The sequence below is a fragment of the Lysinibacillus sp. NPDC095746 genome (assembly GCF_044763535.1).
Classification (GTDB): domain Bacteria; phylum Bacillota; class Bacilli; order Bacillales_A; family Planococcaceae; genus Lysinibacillus.
In genome coordinates, this window is sequence record NZ_JBIWGL010000010.1 from 22291 (window position 1) to 39675 (window position 17385).

General features: G+C 38.5%; 17 protein-coding genes, 1 pseudogene and 1 riboswitch. Of the genes and pseudogenes, 13 read left to right on the forward strand and 5 right to left on the reverse strand.

Features of this window, described 5'->3' with window-relative positions; genetic code table 11:
• Positions 1 to 2 precede the first annotated feature (2 nt).
• From ACIQ7N_RS09350 to ACIQ7N_RS09360, 3 genes are read right to left on the reverse strand one after another with little or no spacing between them, the layout of a single operon-like run.
• Positions 3 to 1019 carry a FecCD family ABC transporter permease gene (locus ACIQ7N_RS09350; RefSeq protein ID WP_402931555.1) on the reverse strand — a complete coding sequence of 339 codons (1017 nt, stop codon included), beginning with the start codon at positions 1017 to 1019 and terminating at the stop codon, positions 3 to 5.
• Positions 1020 to 2012, reverse strand: a complete 993-nt coding sequence (locus ACIQ7N_RS09355; RefSeq protein ID WP_402931557.1) for a FecCD family ABC transporter permease — start codon at positions 2010 to 2012, stop codon at positions 1020 to 1022.
• 11 nt (positions 2013 to 2023) lie between these two features.
• On the reverse strand, positions 2024 to 2809 hold the full coding sequence (locus ACIQ7N_RS09360; protein ID WP_402931559.1) for an ABC transporter ATP-binding protein: 786 nt from the start codon (positions 2807 to 2809) through the stop codon (positions 2024 to 2026).
• A gap of 266 nt (positions 2810 to 3075) precedes the next feature.
• Between ACIQ7N_RS09360 and ACIQ7N_RS09365 the strand changes: the two are divergent.
• The 3 genes and pseudogenes from ACIQ7N_RS09365 to spoIIP all read left to right on the forward strand — a co-directional run.
• A pseudogene (locus tag ACIQ7N_RS09365) lies at positions 3076 to 3186 on the forward strand (IS1595 family transposase); the annotation flags it as partial.
• A 542-nt stretch (positions 3187 to 3728) separates the two neighbouring features.
• Positions 3729 to 4268 carry an RNA polymerase sigma factor gene (locus ACIQ7N_RS09370; protein WP_323656100.1) on the forward strand — a complete coding sequence of 180 codons (540 nt, stop codon included), beginning with the start codon at positions 3729 to 3731 and terminating at the stop codon, positions 4266 to 4268.
• Complete coding sequence (spoIIP, locus tag ACIQ7N_RS09375; protein ID WP_402931561.1) at positions 4258 to 5169, forward strand: stage II sporulation protein P; 912 nt, start codon at positions 4258 to 4260, stop codon at positions 5167 to 5169. The genes ACIQ7N_RS09370 and spoIIP overlap by 11 nt, the downstream gene beginning before the upstream one ends.
• A gap of 54 nt (positions 5170 to 5223) precedes the next feature.
• Here the strand turns inward: spoIIP and ACIQ7N_RS09380 are convergent, their stop codons facing one another.
• A complete protein-coding gene (locus ACIQ7N_RS09380; RefSeq protein WP_402931703.1) occupies positions 5224 to 5727 on the reverse strand; it encodes a C39 family peptidase in 504 nt (167 codons plus the stop codon).
• 158 nt (positions 5728 to 5885) lie between these two features.
• Positions 5886 to 6230, reverse strand: coding sequence for a thioredoxin family protein (locus ACIQ7N_RS09385; RefSeq protein WP_132362090.1), 345 nt, complete (start codon positions 6228 to 6230; stop codon positions 5886 to 5888).
• A gap of 364 nt (positions 6231 to 6594) precedes the next feature.
• Between ACIQ7N_RS09385 and ACIQ7N_RS09390 the strand changes: the two genes are divergently transcribed.
• The 10 genes from ACIQ7N_RS09390 to ACIQ7N_RS09435 all read left to right on the forward strand — a co-directional run bounded on the left by ACIQ7N_RS09390 (position 6595) and on the right by ACIQ7N_RS09435 (position 17344).
• A complete protein-coding gene (locus tag ACIQ7N_RS09390; RefSeq protein WP_402931563.1) occupies positions 6595 to 8979 on the forward strand; it encodes a 3-hydroxyacyl-CoA dehydrogenase/enoyl-CoA hydratase family protein in 2385 nt (794 codons plus the stop codon).
• 369 nt (positions 8980 to 9348) lie between these two features.
• On the forward strand, positions 9349 to 10521 hold the full coding sequence (locus tag ACIQ7N_RS09395; RefSeq protein ID WP_402931565.1) for an acetyl-CoA C-acetyltransferase: 1173 nt from the start codon (positions 9349 to 9351) through the stop codon (positions 10519 to 10521).
• 143 nt (positions 10522 to 10664) lie between these two features.
• The gene (locus ACIQ7N_RS09400; protein WP_402931567.1) at positions 10665 to 12449 is read left to right on the forward strand and encodes an acyl-CoA dehydrogenase family protein; all 1785 of its coding nucleotides are present in this window, start codon (positions 10665 to 10667) and stop codon (positions 12447 to 12449) included.
• A 772-nt stretch (positions 12450 to 13221) separates the two neighbouring features.
• The gene (locus ACIQ7N_RS09405) at positions 13222 to 13578 is read left to right on the forward strand and encodes an arsenate reductase family protein (protein ID WP_402931569.1); all 357 of its coding nucleotides are present in this window, start codon (positions 13222 to 13224) and stop codon (positions 13576 to 13578) included.
• A 171-nt stretch (positions 13579 to 13749) separates the two neighbouring features.
• The gene (gene gcvH / locus ACIQ7N_RS09410) at positions 13750 to 14130 is read left to right on the forward strand and encodes a glycine cleavage system protein GcvH (protein WP_132361837.1); all 381 of its coding nucleotides are present in this window, start codon (positions 13750 to 13752) and stop codon (positions 14128 to 14130) included.
• Positions 14131 to 14571: 441 nt separating this feature from the next.
• Positions 14572 to 14913 (forward strand): toprim domain-containing protein, encoded by a 342-nt coding sequence (locus ACIQ7N_RS09415; RefSeq protein ID WP_132361835.1) that lies wholly within the window; start codon positions 14572 to 14574, stop codon positions 14911 to 14913.
• 15 nt (positions 14914 to 14928) lie between these two features.
• Positions 14929 to 15231 (forward strand): thioredoxin family protein, encoded by a 303-nt coding sequence (locus tag ACIQ7N_RS09420; RefSeq protein WP_132361833.1) that lies wholly within the window; start codon positions 14929 to 14931, stop codon positions 15229 to 15231.
• Positions 15232 to 15295: 64 nt separating this feature from the next.
• A riboswitch (SAM riboswitch) is annotated at positions 15296 to 15400 on the forward strand.
• Between the two features lie 36 nt (positions 15401 to 15436).
• On the forward strand, positions 15437 to 15631 hold the full coding sequence (locus ACIQ7N_RS09425; protein WP_402931571.1) for a hypothetical protein: 195 nt from the start codon (positions 15437 to 15439) through the stop codon (positions 15629 to 15631).
• Between the two features lie 26 nt (positions 15632 to 15657).
• Positions 15658 to 16686, forward strand: a complete 1029-nt coding sequence (locus tag ACIQ7N_RS09430) for a methionine ABC transporter ATP-binding protein (protein ID WP_132361829.1) — start codon at positions 15658 to 15660, stop codon at positions 16684 to 16686.
• Positions 16676 to 17344: a methionine ABC transporter permease gene (locus ACIQ7N_RS09435; protein WP_132361827.1), complete on the forward strand. Its 669-nt coding sequence runs from the start codon at positions 16676 to 16678 to the stop codon at positions 17342 to 17344. The genes ACIQ7N_RS09430 and ACIQ7N_RS09435 overlap by 11 nt, the downstream gene beginning before the upstream one ends.
• Positions 17345 to 17385 lie beyond the last annotated feature (41 nt).

Sequence of the window (17385 nt, forward strand, 5' to 3'; positions counted from 1 at the left end):
TGTTATACACTCCTGTTGTTTTTTAATAGTAAATAAATAAAATAAGGTCCTCCAATGAAGGATACCAATATACCTGCTGGGATTGGGTTTGCTTCAAATAGAGAACGACCAATCGTATCAGAAAGTAGTAAAATGCCAGCGCCAATCAATGCAGATAAAGGTAGGTTGAGGCGATAGTCACTGCCAACTAATTGACGTGCCAAATGTGGCGCTAAAAGTCCTAAAAAGCTAATATTACCTACGATGGCTACTGAAACGCTTGATAACACCACAGCCATTATCAATGCGCTATTTTTTGTGCGTTTTACATTAATTCCGGTTGTTTGAGCGAATGCCTCTCCAACTTGTAAAAGGTTTAATCGATGCGCTAAGTGATAGGCAAGAAAACTAAATAGAGCAACCCATGGAATTAAAATAGAAACATGAATCCAATGACGTCCCCAAATATTCCCAAGTAACCAACTAGCTGCAAAAGAATAAGTATCTTTATTTAAACGTAATGATAAAAATAGCGTTATTGCATTAAAAAGTGCCGATACAGCAATACCAATTAAAATCAATTTATTTGTATTGATACCGCCATTTTTTGATTTTGCTAAATAAACAATCGAAACGGCGGCCAAAGCACCACCTGAAAAGGCGAATAAAGGTATTAAAATTTCAGCATATAAAAATTTTTGACTGAAAAAGCTCATGAATATAATTAATCCACATGAAGCACCCGCATGGAGACCTAATAAACCAGTATCCGCTAAATGGTTGCCCGTATAGGATTGGAGTAATGATCCTGCCACAGCGATACCAGCACCACCGACTAATGCCATCAAGATGCGGGGTAATCGATACTCAAATAATACGAGTATATTATGATCCTGCCCTTGACCAAATAGGTTATTCACCACTTCTAGTAAAGAAAGTTGATAGCTTCCTGTGTTAATTGAAAAGAAAAATGTTAGAAAAATGAATATCAAAGTGATCGAGATGTATAAAAGAAATGGAATTCTTCGCTTTGTTGCCATTTAAGTTCCCTCCAGTTTCTTCGCGACAACTAGAAAAAATGGCACACCAATAAAGGCAATTAATATTCCTAATGCAAGCTCTTTAGGTGCAAAAATTATTCGAGCTGATAAATCAGCGATTACTACAAGTGTACTTCCTAATAAAGCGCTTACTGGAATATTCCAACGGTAATCATGTCCAACAAATTTACGTGAAAGATGAGGGATAATTAGTCCAACAAAACTAATAGAACCACCGACTGCAACTCCAACACCACCAAGTAAAACGATAACTCCCATACTTGTGAATAGTAAGAACTTAATGTTAATACCTAAACTCGATGCCATTTCTTGGCCTGTACTTAAAATCGTTAATTGCTTACCAAGTAATGTTGCAATAATGATGGATACGATAACGATAGTAATCAATAAAGGAAGTTGCCTCCACGTAACACCTGCAACTCCACCTGCATACCAAAAAGCCAATTCTTGATTCAAATCAAAATAAATGGCAATACCTGAACTAATTGCATGTAGAAATGCAGCAATCACTGCCCCAGCAATTGTAAATGTTAAAGGGGAAAGATTCCCACGAGCGACTATACCGATTGAAAAGACAAGGAAGGTCGATAGTGCGGCCCCGATGAATGAAAAGAACGTAAGCCAACCGTAGGAAATCGCTGGATAAAATGCAAAACAGATAGTCACAAGAAGTACTGCCCCACCGTTGATTCCTAAAATGCCTATATCAGCAAGGGGATTACGTGTGATTGCTTGAATTACTGTACCAGCGACTGCGAAAGCAGCTCCAACAAATACGGCCCCTAACACTCGTGGTAATCGAACGTCATAAATGATCTGATGTAAGTTATCCTCTGAGTTGAATTGGAAAATGGATGTCCACACTGTGATAAAGGGAATATTTTTAGCCCCTATACTGATTGCAAAAATAATGGAAGCAAAACAGATAATTAAAAGTACGAATATCATGATCCATTTGTGCCAAATTGTCATCTTATCACCTCTTATAAACTAGTGTCGTAAGATAGACAAATTGGTTTTTTAGTATAAGGATCTTCACTAATGACAGCATCTATTTGAAAAACCTGCTTTAAATTATCAGTAGTCATCACTTCATCAACGGCTCCAGCTTTTACGATTTGACCAGAATTCATTGAAATCATATAGTCTGAATATCTAGCTGCTAAATTTAAATCATGTAGTACCATAACAATTGTACGATTTTCTTCCACATTCAATTGTTTAAGAAGTTTCATTAAATCAAGTTGATGTGCAAGGTCCAAATAGGTTGTGGGCTCATCTAAATAAATAATGTCCGTTTGCTGGGCTAATGCTAAAGCGACCCAAACGCGTTGACGTTGCCCACCCGACAATGAATCAACAATAGAATTTTCTACGTCATTTAACTTGGTCTTGGAGATTGCCCAGTTAATAATTTCTTGATCTTGAGAGCTTAAAATACCGAAATTCCCTTGATGGGGATACCTTCCGTAAGCAATAAGTTCACGTACTGAAATGTTAGAAGGTGCAATCTGAGATTGCGGAAGTAATGCCATTTTTTTCGCCAAATCTTTTGTTTTATATGAGGTTAAAGCTTGTCCATCTAATAAAATTTGACCTTTGGAATAAGGCAATATTTTTGTTAGAGCCTTTAATAAAGTTGATTTCCCACAACCATTCGGTCCAATAATTGTTGAAATACTATTATCAGGAATATGTAATAATAGGTCTCTAAGAATAATATTTTTATCATATTTTACTTCGATGTCGTGTGCAGAAATTCGAAACAATTTGTTAGTCTCCTTCTACTGAGAATGATTATCATTATCGAATTGTATTCTATTTGCATTTTTAAGTCAATATAGCATTAAAAAATAAGTTATTTAAATATAAGTTAAATTAAACATCGTTTATTCATTTTCATCCACTTATAAAAGCGTTAAATATAGCTAGGAAAGGTACATTCAGTTTATTCTGCTCTGAAATCTATTCTATTCTTTTCCTTTTAGAACCCCAAAAAACACTATTCATAAGTGGGATGGTGTTCAAGAAATAGTTGTTTAAGTGGGAAGATGTTTATGAAGAGTTCAGTGAATTAACTAAATCAGAGCAAATGGCGTTATTTAATGCGATGAGACAAGACCTGTTTCCAGACGAACCCGATAAAAGAATTTAATCGGAGAAGATTTTTATATTAGTGTTACAGAAAAAAGATATAATACTGATTACAAAGATGTTTTAATCTGTTACAAAATTAAATGTCAAGCTGAATAAATCACATACATCATGGTAATTAATGCAGAGTATAGAATTATGCTCTGCTTTTTTATGTCTCATCACCAAATGTTGAGGTAAATATTTAGTGAAATATGCCATGTTCATGGGTTGATTGGAGTGGAAATAGGTGACTCCTTGGGGCTCAGCAATAGATTGAACGAAGACTAAAACCATCACGTCCTGTAATCACGTTTTGTAATCAACATCGTGTTTGCCCGAGACCCTGAGCGAGCAGCACGAGTGAAGCGGCTCGGCGGACGCCCTCGGGAAGCTTGCTTGCTCTGTTGCGAAAGCGAAGCGTCAGCTACAAAGCCCCCAGCCGGAACGGAAATTAACTACACTTTATGGTGATGAGCATTTTTATATAAAATTTTGTAACCTTTTCCGAACCTCAAACGAATTATAAGCAAATAAGTAAAAGGAGGGGAAAGATTGATCGATTCAAATAACTTAGAATCAAGAATAGTTGAAATTTACAATTTGTATTACTTAGACGTTTATAGATTTCTTGTTTGTTTTACGGGAAATCAAAATGATGCTGAGGATTTGACCCAAGAAGTATTTATTCGGGTATTAAAAGGGTTATCGAATTTTAATGGTAACTATCATTTAAAAACATGGATTTTTTCAATCGCAAAACATGTAGCAATAGATCACTACAGAAAGAAAAGGTTTGCCTCACTATTTAAGGACGCTTTTTTTAATCAGTTATCTTCGAATGAAAAGAAACCTGATGAGGAATTTGAGGTAACAGAATTAAAACAATTTATTCATGAAGCTATCGCTAAATTAAAACCTAATTATAGAGCAGTAGTCATTCTTAGAGGTATTAATGAATTTTCCATAAACGAGACTTCGGAAATTCTTCAATGTAGTGCGGCGAAAGTAAAAGTTGATTATCATAGAGCCCTAAAAGAGCTTAAAAGAAAACTGAATATTGAAATAGAGGGGGTTTTGACAAATGCAAAATGAAAAAGACTTATTTGACATGCTGAAAGAAATGTACCCTCAACATCCTAGAAAGGAATTTGTTTCTGCAACTGAAAATACTCTTAGACAACGAGCACGAAGCTTGGGTAAAAAAAGGATCTTCACAAAATTCTCTGTGATTACAAGCGGTGTTTTAGTTTGTGCATTTATTTTTTCATGGCTAATCTCTTTAAATGGGAGTGGCATAGTTTCAAAGGTAGCCCATAGTGATGGGAGGGGGGCATTGTCTTATGCAATGGAAGAAAAGAAACCTGTGGTATATATTTATCAATCACATAACAGGGAATCATTTTTCCCGGAGCTTCCTGAACAGCGGGCGTATAAAGAGCAGCTACCGTATAGTGATACTAAAAATGTAATACTGGTAGGTAAAGAGTTAAGTAGAGCTTTAAAAGAAATGGATATTAATTCAATTCATGATGAGACAGATATAGATGGAATCTTAAAACAAAGGGGTTCATACTTTCCAGATTCATATAAAGTGTCACGAGAAAATTTACAGAAAGTTTTAGCTGAAAATGACAGCATCCGCATGGTTTTTGATATACATCGCGATTCTCAAAAAAGAAGTGAATCCACAATTGAAATGAAAGGGAAAGATTACGCAAGAATTAAATTTGTCGTATCAAAAACGAGTGGAAACTATGAAACGAATAAAATATTTGCCACTCAGCTTCATGAACAACTAGAAAAATTATATCCGGGACTATCCGTAGGTGTAATAGAAAAAGGGATTGATCCCCAAAATACTTATAATCAAGAACTCCATGATAATTCAGTATTATTAGAAGTTGGAGGTATAGATAATACGTTAGAAGAAACGTATAGATCAATGGATGTTTTTGCAGAAGTTCTAAAAGTTATTCTTGAGAAGAGTAAATAAGCCTTGGTTATTGATGAAAAAAGAGCGTGTCTAACATTGCAGGCACGCTCTTACTTAGTTCGGTGTAATTTTCACGAAGCTCAACACTTTTTCATTATCTTTAAAAGGAGCCGTTCGAATTTTACTTTCACGCTTAGGGCCGCCGTTATCATGGAATATTAACCATAGCTCATCATTGCGTATTTCATAGCCAATGAGGGGGACCCAATGATAGGCGAAAGCAGATTTTTTATCGCACCAATTTAAGCTGAAATAGCGGTCAAAGCGTATGGCGACAGGGCGACCTGCATCGATTTCCTGCATAGCCTCCTTTAACGTACAGTCACGAATATTCCATGTCGGACGAAGCTGGCGCAGATTGCGAATTAGACGCCATTTAAATAACCCGATTTTGGTGCCACCGAGAAGTTTATAAAGCTCATTTACCGAAGGAGCTTGATCTTCTAAATAATTTAAGACTACGTGTACAGTTGTAGGACCACAAGCTGAATTATGGTATTTTGGTGAAATGGATGCATCATATTGAGACTTTCCAAGTAGCGACAGTTGCTGGCGCATCATAATCCCCTTTTTAAAAGAGCCGCATTTCAAAAAGAAATGCAGCTCGTTTTTCCATTATTTTTTGTGCAGATAAAAATTCTGTCCTTGCGGCTGACGCTTCGCTTCGCCACATATTAAGCTGTTCTACATTCACTTTGCTATTTTAGCCTAGTTAATTATTGTTGAGCAGATAAGAATTCTATAACTTGCTGAGGTGTTTTAGCATTTGCACTATGTAAGTGTGCTAATTTTTCACCGTTTTGGAAAATTAGTAGGCTTGGAATACCCATTACATCATATTTGTCCGCGATTTCTGGAAGCTCATCACGGTTAAGTTCATACCAGTCATATTGGCTGTACTCTTCGATAATTGGATCGATGAACATATTCATGCGTGTGCAATCTGGGCACCATCCAGCGTAAAATTTCACTAGAACTTTTTGATCACCTGAGATCAGTTCATTAAATTGTTCAGCAGTTGTAATTGTTTTCATTAGTATTTCACTCTCCTTGCTTTCCATTCTACACATTTTTTCCTCAACCTGAAAGTTTTCTGTTTGGATTTATCGCTATCTACTTATTGTTATGTTTTCGCTCGTAAAAAACAAAAAAAGTTGTATATCGAAAAAATAATTGGTGAAAAAAGATTGCTAAATCAGACAAAATAATCTAAACTAAAAACAGAAAAAGTAGTTTTATCTTTATTCAGCAGAAGATATTAACCTCTAATCCAAAATGGTAGCTGAATGAAGATAAGCCTCAGTCGTATGTCAAAGATTACGCGTAAAATGATCTAGACAAAAATACACTAAGGCAAACTTGAAATTTTTTTGGCCAAAAAATGAATGGCTATTCATTCAATGGGAGAATAAGGGGGAATTGCTTGTGACTTACAATATTAAAAAAGCTGCTGTTCTAGGTTCTGGAGTAATGGGTTCTGGAATTGCAGCACATTTAGCAAACATCGGTATTCCAACATTATTATTAGACATTGCACCGAAGGAACTAACAAAAGAGGAAGAAGCGAAAGGTCTTTCCTTAGAGCATCCTGCTGTAAGAAATCGTATCGTTAACGGAGCGCTTCAAAAGTTATTAAAGCAAAAGCCAGCACCACTTACTTCTAAGAAAAATTTATCACTACTAACGGTTGGTAACTTTGAGGACGATTTAGAGCAATTAAAAGATGTAGATTGGATTATTGAAGTTGTCGTTGAAAATTTAGCGATTAAACAAAGTCTATATGAAAAAATTGATGCTGTACGTAAGCCTGGCACAATTATTAGTTCTAACACATCTGGCATAAGTATCGATGCAATGGCAGAAGGGCGTTCAGAGGATTTTAAAAAGCATTTCCTAGGAACTCACTTTTTCAACCCGCCACGCTATTTAAAATTACTTGAAGTCATTCCGGCAAACACAACAGCGCCTGAGGTTGTAAGCTTTATGAAAACATTTGGCGAAGATGTGCTTGGAAAAGGTGTCGTACTTGCTAAAGATACACCGAACTTCATTGCCAACCGTATCGGAACGTACGGTTTACTAATTACTTTACAAGAAATGATGAAGGGTAGCTATTCGGTTGGTGAGGTAGATTCTGTAACAGGTCCACTAATCGGTCGTCCAAAATCTGCAACATTCCGAACGCTGGATGTTGTTGGTTTAGATACATTTATCCATGTAGCGAAAAACGTTTATGATCAAACAACTGGTGAAGAGCAGCAAGTATTTGCAGTGCCAGAATTCCTACAGAAAATGGTCACAAACGGCTGGTTAGGAGCAAAATCAGGTCAAGGGTTCTTCTTGAAGCAAGGTAAAGAGATTCTTGAAATTAATCCAGACACACTTGAATATAGCCCAGCAAAAAAATTAAAAACACCTTCTATTGAAATGGCAAAACAAACTCGTGGATTAGCCAATAAAGTAAAAGCACTAACATATGCGAAAGATCGCACAGGAGAGTTGTTATGGGGTATTTTCGCTCCAACGTTAATTTACTCCGCACAGCTACACGGTGAAATTGCTGATGATATTGTTGCGATTGACAATGCTATGAAATGGGGCTTCGGCTGGCAGCAAGGGCCATTTGAAATATGGGATGCAATTGGTGTCAAAGAGTCCGTAGCTAAAATGGAGGCTGAAGGTCGTGAAGTGCCGGCATTTGTTAAAGATATGTTAGCAAGCGGCTTTGAAACTTTCTATTCGGAAATTGACGGTGATCTAGCGTATTATAATGGCTCTGAATATGTAAAAGTGCCGGTTAATGAAAAAGAAATAAACTTAAAACGCTATAAGAAAAAGCACGGTGTTATTAAATCAAATACAGGTGCTAGCTTAATAGATTTAGGTGACGGAATTGCCTTACTTGAATTCCATTCCCAATCAAATGCAATTGGCTTAGACATTATTCAAATGATTAACTTTGCAGTCGATGAAGTAGAAGCTAACTATAAAGGCTTAGTCATCGGTAACCAAGGGAAAAACTTCTGTGTTGGTGCGAATCTAGGAATGATTTTAGTAGAAGCACAGGATGATAATATTTTTGAGCTAGATTTCGTTATTAAAGCATTCCAAGATGCAATGCAAAAGATTAAATACTCTCGTAAGCCTGTTGTAGCGGCACCTTTTGCTATGACACTTGGCGGAGGAGCAGAGGTTTGCTTACCAGCTGCACATATTCAAGCAACAATGGAAACGTATATGGGCTTAGTGGAAGTCGGCGTAGGATTAATTCCTGGCGGCGGCGGTAATAAGGCACTTTACCAAAAATTCATCAAAGGGCTACCAAATGGTGTTGAGGTAGACTATCAACATATTGCTAATAAAGTATTTGAAACAGTTGCGATGGCAAAAGTTTCGACGTCTGGCGAAGAAGCACGTGAAAATAACTTCTTAAACTTTGCTGATGGGATTTCTGTTAACCCAGATCATCAACTATATGATGCAAAACAAGCTGCACTAGCGCTTTATGAGGCAGGCTATCAACCACCTGTACCTGCGAAAGTTCCTGTAGTCGGTGCATCAGGCTACGGTACGCTATTAATCGGTGCGCAAGGATTGTTTGAATCAGGCTATATTAGTGAACATGATTTAAAAATAGCTAAAAAATTAGCGTATGTCATTGCTGGTGGTAAAGTTCCGTATGGCACATTAGTAGACGAACAATATTTATTAAACCTTGAGCGTGAGGCGTTCCTAAGCTTAGTTGCAGAACCTTTATCTCAACAAAGAATGCAGCACATGCTTTTAAAGGGTAAACCACTGCGTAACTAAATTTAATTTCTTTCAGCAGGAGTCTCCTAACTTTATAGGTGGTGAGATGAATGCGAATTTAAGTCACTTTTCAGCGGGGATCCACGTCCGCTGAAATAGAGGAATTCAGTTTAAGAACGCCACGTCCTGTGGCAACGACTGAGTGACCAACAACCTGTTGGCCTAAAGCTTCCAGCGGATGTCACGGAATCGGAAAGGCGTTAATAACGGATGTTAGCCTAAAATCATCGCATCCATGCGATAGCGGCTAACTAAACTGCATCAAGCGGGCCTAAGCACAAAGCCGATTCCGGACGCAATTATGTCCGAGGCATATTTGATAATACGAAATTAACCATACTTGCACATGAAACAAAGGGGGATTAATACATGCGTGAAGCCGTTATTGTAGCAGGAGCACGAACTCCGATTGGAAAAGCGAAGAAGGGTTCTTTAGCAACAGTTAGACCAGATGATTTTGGAGCGGTTGTTGTCAAAGAAACATTAAAAAGAGCGGGCTATGAAGGTCCGATTGACGATTTAATTTTAGGGTGTGCTATGCCTGAAGCTGAGCAAGGCATGAACGTAGCACGTAATATAGGAGCGCTTGCTGGGTTACCAGATACAACACCAGCGCTGACGATTAATAGATTCTGTTCATCAGGTTTACAAGCAATCGCTTTTGCAGCAGAGCGTATTATGCTAGGACATTCTAAGGCGATTCTTGCTGGTGGAGTCGAGTCTATGAGTATGGTGCCAATGGTAGGTAATACACCTCGCTTAAATTCAACGCTAGCAGAAACTGCTCCCCAATATTATATGGGGATGGGGCACACAGCGGAGGAAGTGGCACGTCAATACAATGTAAGTAGAGAAGATCAAGATGCATTTGCTGTTCGTTCACATGAGCTTGCAGAAAAAGCGATTAAAGAAGGTAAGTTCAATGATGAAATCGTACCAATCGAAGTAGAGCAGCATTATGTAGATGACAACAACAAGCCACAGGTGAAAAAATTCACGTTTAGCATGGATGAAGGTGTACGTCCAGGTACATCTGTAGAAGGTTTAGCGAAGCTTCGTCCAGCCTTCCATGTTAAGGGCAGTGTTACAGCTGGTAATGCCTCTCAAACTTCGGACGGTGCAGCAGCAGTACTTGTAATGGATCGTGAGGAAGCAGAAAAGCAAGGGCTGACACCAATGGCGAAGTTTTTAGGCTTTGCAGTTGGCGGTGTACCTCCTGAGGTGATGGGTATTGGACCAATCGTGGCAGTACCAAAAGCACTTGAAATTGCAGGGTTAGCAATTGATGACATTGATTTATGGGAAATTAACGAAGCATTTGCGTCACAATCCTTACAGGTCGTACGTCATTTAGGCATCGACCAAAATAAAGTAAATGTCAATGGTGGAGCAATTGCCGTAGGTCACCCACTTGGTGCAACTGGAGCCATTCTAACATTAAAGCTTATTCATGAATTGAAGCGTCAAGGTAAGAAGTATGGCGTCGTGACAATGTGTATTGGTGGCGGAATGGGTGCTGCTGGGGTATTTGAAATTTTATAATTCAACGTTCAAAGAAATAGAGATAGTTGCTAGATCAGCTTGGAGTGCAGCGTTTCCGGTTGCCTCCGAACACAGTGCTTCAAGCTTTTCTATATATTGGGGATTAAAGCTACTAATAATAGATAAATAGGGAGGAATTTAACATGACAGAAAAAACAACGGATTTCATTAAAGGCGGCGGGTTTATTATTGAAGATGTGGAATTAGATCGTGTATTTACACCAGAAGATTTCACAGATGAGCATAAAATGATTGCTAAAACAACTGAAGAGTATGTAGCAAATGAAGTGTTACCAGTCGTTGAAAATTTAGAACACCATGAATTTGAGCATTCAGTTCGTCTACTAAAAAGTGCAGGTGAACTCGGCTTATTAAGCGCAGATGTACCTGAAGAATATGAGGGTCTAGGATTAGACAAAGTTTCTTCTGCATTAATCGCAGAAAAAATGTCTGTTGCTGGCGGCTTCTCTATTACACATGGTGCACACGTAGGTATTGGTTCTTTACCAATCGTACTTTTCGGAAATGAAGAGCAAAAGCAAAAGTATTTACCGAAGCTTGCGTCAGGTGAATTAATTGCTGCTTACGCATTAACTGAGCCAGGTTCAGGTTCAGATGCACTAGGTGCAAAAACTACTGCGAAGTTAAATGAAGCAGGGACACATTATATTTTAAATGGTGAAAAGCAATGGATTACAAATGCAGGCTTTGCGGATGTATTTGTTGTCTATGCAAAAATCGACGGTGATAAATTCACGGCATTTATCGTAGAGCGTGCTTACAATGGCGTTTCAGTAGGACCAGAAGAGAAGAAAATGGGTATCAAATCTTCTTCAACTCGTACATTAGTGCTTGAAGATGCAGAAGTACCTGTGGAAAATCTACTAGGTGAAGTGGGCCGCGGACACGTAATTGCCTTCAATATTTTAAATATCGGGCGCTATAAATTAGGTGTTGGAACAATTGGTGGCTCGAAGCGTGCGTTAGAGCTTGCCATTCAATATACAAACCAACGTCAGCAATTTAAAACGAAGCTGTCTGATTTCAATTTAACAAAAGAAAAACTATCAACAATGGCATCGCAATTATATGCATCTGAGTCATTAAACTATCGTACAGTAGGTTTATTTGAGGATCGTTTAAGTCAGCTAAGCCCAGATGAGCAAAAGCAAGGGAAAGTGATTGCTGGCGCAATTGCTGAATATGCTATTGAATGTTCTATTGCTAAAGTATTTGGTTCTGAGACGTTAGATTACATTGCAGATGAAGCGGTTCAATTACACGGTGGTTACGGCTTTATGGCTGAATACGAAGTAGAGCGTATTTATCGTGATTCTCGTATTAATCGTATTTTTGAAGGTACAAATGAAATTAACCGTATGATTGTACCAGGTACATTTATGAAGAAAGCATTAAAAGGTGAATTGCCATTGCTACAAGTTGCTCAAAACTTACAACAAGAGCTTCTTATGCTAATGCCTGAAGATGTAGGCACAGAGCCACTAGCACAGGAAAAATATCTTGTGAAAAATGCGAAGAAAATTGCTGTATTAGCAGCAGGCTTAGCAGCACAACGCTACGGCGCGAAGCTTGATCAAGAGCAAGAAATATTGGTGAATATCGCTAATATTGCAAACCAATTATTCGCGATGGAATCTGCTGTATTACGTACAGAAAAAGCGATTGCTCGTGACGGTGTTGAAAAAGCGCATCAAAAATTACTGTACACTCAAATCTTCTGCCAAGAAGCATTCGCAGAAATTGAAAAAGAGGCAAAAGATACGATTCTTGCTTCAGCAGACGGCGACGCTGCACGCATGACATTGTCTGCGCTCCGTAAATTAACTCGTAACAACCCATACAACTTAATCGCGAAGAAACGCGAAGCTTCTGTTAAATTAATTGAAGCAGAAAAATTTGTAGTTTAATATGACAGCTTTAACCTAGCTATCCACAGAGATGTGATAGCTAGGTTTTTTTGGAAATAATAGTATAGCTCTTGCAAAATGGGGAGGTGATTTCCGTTCCAGGCTACTCGCTTTCCTGTGGACGAGCGTCGAGCCGCTTCCTTCGCTTCGCTCAGTCCAGGGTCTCGACTGTCTCGCTTTCCCACGGGAGTCGAGTAGCCTTCCACTCCAATCAACAATATTGTAGAACTTTAATAAATTTTATGATTATGATATTGCAGCTGACACTTCGTTTTCGCGCAGAAAACATTTGCCGCTGCCGCATTGCTTTCGCACGATAAAATACTGGTAGCTAAAGTTTGATTTTATTACATCAAATTAGAGAAATATGTAAGAAAACACATGATATATGGATTGGTTGATTGTAGTGGAGGCTGGGCGACTCCTTGGGGATCAGCGATAGAGGAACGAAGGCTAAAACCATCACATCCTGTGATAACGCCTTCGTGACCAACCTCGTGTTGGCCCGAGACCCTGCAGCGCAGCGAAGCGGCTCATCGGACGCCCCCAGGAAGCTTTGCTCTGTGCGAAAGCGAAGCGGCAGCAACAAATGTTTTTTCTGTGCGAAAGCGAAGCGAAAGCAACAAAGCGTCCAGCAGGAACGGAAATCAACCACTCGCTATGAGTAATAATTGTTTCATTTTGGTTCGTAACAGTTATGATGGTATACTACAGAAAATGAGGGATACACTGAAAAGGTAGTTCCTAAAAATGATAGTAGAGGAGCCTATAAATGACGATTCAATTTATTCAATATCCGAAATGTACTACTTGCAAAAAAGCTCAAAAATGGCTAAATGACAATGGGGTTTCATACGAAGTGGTACACATTGTCGAACAACCACCTACAAAGGACGAATTATCAAAATTATGGCAAGCTAGTGGACAACCTTTAAAGAAATTTTTTAATACTTCTGGTATGAAATATCGAGAGCTTGGCTTGAAGGATAAACTCGCTGCAATGACTGAAGAGGAGCAGCTTGAACTGCTGGCATCAGATGGTATGTTGATTAAACGTCCGATAGTAACTGATGGAAAAAAAGTTACTTTAGGGTTTAAAGAATCAGATTTTGAGCAAGCTTGGAAATGACGCTTTTAACTTGTTTCAGTAAAGGTTGTATGTAGTGAAAGCGAAGCGTCAGGTTAGAAGTCTTCACCTCTATAGGTTTGAGATGAATGAGCATAATTGATTCTTGTTTTTATGGTAGAAGTATGGCACACTGAAAATGAATATATTACATATTTATGGAGGGGTTTTTGCATGAGCACACCTAAAGACTTACGTTACTCTGAAGAGCACGAATGGGTAAAAGTAGAAGATGGTAAAGTACGTATCGGTATTTCTCATTTCGCACAAGCTGAACTTGGAGATATCGTTTTCGTTGAACTTCCACAAGTTGGCGACGAAATCAAAACTGATGATCCATTCGGTAGCGTAGAATCTGTTAAAACAGTTTCTGAATTATACGCACCAATCTCAGGTACAGTAGTTGAAGTAAATGCAGATTTAGAAGATAGCCCAGAATTCGTTAATGAATCACCATATGAAAAAGCATGGATGATCGTTGTAGAGCCTGCTGATGCTTCAGAAATTGATAAGCTTATGACAGCTGAGCAATACGAAGAAATGATTGCAGAATAAGACAAGCCTTTAGCTTATTACAGCAGGTGCCTAAACATTAGCAACAAGAAGTTACAGCCTCCGGCGGATGTCACGGAATCGGAAAGGAGTGCTTAAAGGATGTTAGCCTAAGATCATCGCATGCATGCGATGATGGCTAACTGACCTGCATCGGTAAAAATGCCACGTCCTTGTGGTATTACCGAAATGACCGACATCGTGTCGGCCATCGTGCAGGCCTAAGCGCAAAGTCGATTTCGGACGCAATTATGCCGAGGCATAATTAATTAGAAAAACGTCGGAAACTACCGACGTTTTTTTATTATCCTCATGCATTCTCCCACTATTGTTGGTGAAGTAAATGCAAGTATATTCCTTTATTAATAGGTATCTAACTGTATCAACGACAAGGTTTATTGATATAATGAATTATAAGGGCTATGTCTAAATGGGGGTGGCGTGATGTTCGAGGGAAAATGCTTAATTGTCGAAGGCCGATCGGATAAACTTCAAATCGAACCTATTTTAAATGAAGACGTAAAAATACTTTGTACAAATGGTACAATTGGTGTGCATCAATTAGAAGAGCTACTCGATCCATATGAGGGTTGTGAGCTTTATACATTTTTTGATGCAGATACATCAGGTAATAAGCTACGGGCATTAATGGACAGACATTATCCAGAGGCTGAGCATTTACGAACGATGCCAACATATAAGGAAGTTGAGACAACTCCGAGGAAAGTGTTAGCGGCTATATTGCTTCGTGCACATTTCTCAATCCATAATGAGTATATTTTGTAAGGTTGCGTGAGAAAGATGGAAGAATGGTCAACAGAGCAGTGGAACGCGGCTATCCAGTCCGGTGAAAAAGCTGCCTTTTATTTATATACGCCAATGTGTGGAACGTGCGCAGTTGCATCGAAAATGATGATGGTAGTTGAACAATTGTTGCCACAACTACAGATTGGTAAAGCGAATATAAATTTTATAGAGCAAATAGCTTATGATAATAAAATCGAAAGTGTACCATGTTTACTCGTATATGAAGGCGGAGAAATGACAGCAAAGGTTTATGCCTTTCAATCTGTACCGTATTTATATGAATTGTTAAAAAATTAATTGACGGAATATTAATCGCATGGTAAAGTAACAAATATATTAAAAAAACAATAAATATATCGAACTCTTATAAAGAGCGGCGGAGGGAAGTGCCCTATGAAGCCCGGCAACCATCACAAATGTGAAAAGGTGCCAAATCACCCAAAGATTTATCTTTGAAAGATGAGAGAACGGTTTAGCGTATGAGTTACGTGACCCCTTCTACTTGTCTATAAGTGAAGGGGTTTTTTTAATAGAGGAACTCAGTTCTAAGAATGTCATGTCCTGTGGCGATCAAGCGAAGCGACAGCAACACGGTTTTATCTGTGCGAAAGCGAAGCGACAGCAACACGGTTTTATCTGTGCGAAAGCGAAGCGACAGCAACAACAACAACGACTGAGTGACCTTAACGAGGCATAATTGATATGAGAAAAGGAGAATTCGCTATGATTAATCTTCAAAATATTACGAAGAAATACAAAACTTCGAATGGCGAATTAACAGCAGTTAAAGACGTCAACCTTTCTATTAAAAAAGGTGAAATTTTCGGCATTATCGGCTATAGTGGCGCTGGTAAAAGTACAATGATTCGCTTGTTAAATGGGTTAGAAAAGCCTACATCTGGTACGGTGACGGTTAACAATCAAGAGTTTTCATCCATAAAGGGGCAAAAGCTTAGGGATGCTAGACAAAAGGTAAGTATGATTTTCCAGCATTTCAATTTACTTTGGTCTAGAACTGTTGCAGAAAACATCGCTTTCCCACTCGAAATCGCAGGTGTGCCAAAGGCAAAACGTGAAGCACGTGTGAAAGAATTAATTACACTAGTTGGCTTGGATGGGCGCGAAAAAGCATATCCATCACAACTATCGGGGGGACAAAAACAACGGGTAGGTATCGCTCGTGCACTTGCTAATAATCCAGAGGTATTGTTATGTGATGAGGCAACATCCGCGCTCGATCCAGAGACGACAGATGCTATTCTTGATCTACTTGTCGATATTAACGAACGATTAGGTCTAACGATTGTATTAATCACACATGAGATGCACGTTATTCGTAAGATTTGTCATCGTGTAGCGGTTATGGAAGCTGGAGAAATTGTAGAACGTGGTGAAGTATTACAAGTATTCCAAGCTCCACAAGCTGCCATTACGAAAAAATTCGTTTCTCAAATTACAGATACGAAGGAAACACAGGAAACTGTGGCACAAATTAAAGCAAATTATCCAAATGGACAACTTGTTAAGCTTATCTTTGTAGGAGAAAAAACAGAGCAGCCTGTCATTTCACATCTTGTGAAACAGTTTGATGTAGAAGTAAGTATTGTACATGGTAATATTTCGCAAACGAAAAATGGAGCGTACGGTACACTTATTGTGCAAATTGATGGCTTAGGTGCCAATGTTGCTGCTGCACTTAGCTACTTAAATACAGTCGAAGTACAAACGGAGGTGATTGCAAATGCTAACTAGTCTTTTTCCGAATGTCGACTGGGAAAAAATGTGGGATGCTACGTATGAAACATTGTACATGACAACAATTTCTACGGTTATCACATTTATACTTGGATTAGTAATTGGAATCTTATTATTTTTATCAAGTCCCAACCAACTATGGGCCAATAAAATTGTGAATTTTTTAACAGGATCAATCGTTAATATTTTCCGTTCGATCCCATTTATCGTCTTGATTATCTTATTAATTCCATTTACGAAATTTTTACTCGGCACAATTCGTGGCGCAGATGCGGCTTTACCAGCATTAATTATTGGGGCTGCACCATTTTATGCTCGTATGGTATTAATTGCTTTACGCGAAATTGATAAAGGTGTTATTGAAGCGGCTCGTTCAATGGGTGCCAAAACGTCAACGATTATTTGGAAAGTATTAATTCCCGAATCGTTACCAGCGCTTATGTCTGGTCTTACTGTAACGGCTGTAGCGCTTGTTGGTTATACTGCGATGGCCGGTATTATCGGTGCAGGTGGTCTAGGAAACTTAGCATTCTTAGATGGCTTCCAACGTAATCGCTCCGATGTAACTTTAATGGCGACTATATTAATCTTAATAGTAGTATTTGTTATTCAATGGATTGGCGACTTCATTACAGCGAAAACAGATAAACGCTAAAAAGAGCATCACACTACTAACATTTGGTTATCTCGGTTTTA

What these genes read in the sequence shown, in the direction of transcription:
- ACIQ7N_RS09350 (WP_402931555.1), bottom strand. Translation starts at nt 1,019, where the DNA reads ATGGCAACAAAGCGAAGAATTCCATTTCTTTTATACATCTCGATCACT.
- ACIQ7N_RS09355 (WP_402931557.1), bottom strand. Translation starts at nt 2,012, where the DNA reads ATGACAATTTGGCACAAATGGATCATGATATTCGTACTTTTAATTATC.
- spoIIP (WP_402931561.1), top strand. Translation starts at nt 4,258, where the DNA reads ATGCAAAATGAAAAAGACTTATTTGACATGCTGAAAGAAATGTACCCT.
- ACIQ7N_RS09380 (WP_402931703.1), bottom strand. Translation starts at nt 5,727, where the DNA reads ATGCGCCAGCAACTGTCGCTACTTGGAAAGTCTCAATATGATGCATCC.
- ACIQ7N_RS09385 (WP_132362090.1), bottom strand. Translation starts at nt 6,230, where the DNA reads ATGGAAAGCAAGGAGAGTGAAATACTAATGAAAACAATTACAACTGCT.
- ACIQ7N_RS09395 (WP_402931565.1), top strand. Translation starts at nt 9,349, where the DNA reads ATGCGTGAAGCCGTTATTGTAGCAGGAGCACGAACTCCGATTGGAAAA.
- ACIQ7N_RS09400 (WP_402931567.1), top strand. Translation starts at nt 10,665, where the DNA reads ATGACAGAAAAAACAACGGATTTCATTAAAGGCGGCGGGTTTATTATT.
- ACIQ7N_RS09405 (WP_402931569.1), top strand. Translation starts at nt 13,222, where the DNA reads ATGACGATTCAATTTATTCAATATCCGAAATGTACTACTTGCAAAAAA.
- gcvH (WP_132361837.1), top strand. Translation starts at nt 13,750, where the DNA reads ATGAGCACACCTAAAGACTTACGTTACTCTGAAGAGCACGAATGGGTA.
- ACIQ7N_RS09415 (WP_132361835.1), top strand. Translation starts at nt 14,572, where the DNA reads ATGTTCGAGGGAAAATGCTTAATTGTCGAAGGCCGATCGGATAAACTT.
- ACIQ7N_RS09420 (WP_132361833.1), top strand. Translation starts at nt 14,929, where the DNA reads ATGGAAGAATGGTCAACAGAGCAGTGGAACGCGGCTATCCAGTCCGGT.
- ACIQ7N_RS09430 (WP_132361829.1), top strand. Translation starts at nt 15,658, where the DNA reads ATGATTAATCTTCAAAATATTACGAAGAAATACAAAACTTCGAATGGC.
- ACIQ7N_RS09435 (WP_132361827.1), top strand. Translation starts at nt 16,676, where the DNA reads ATGCTAACTAGTCTTTTTCCGAATGTCGACTGGGAAAAAATGTGGGAT.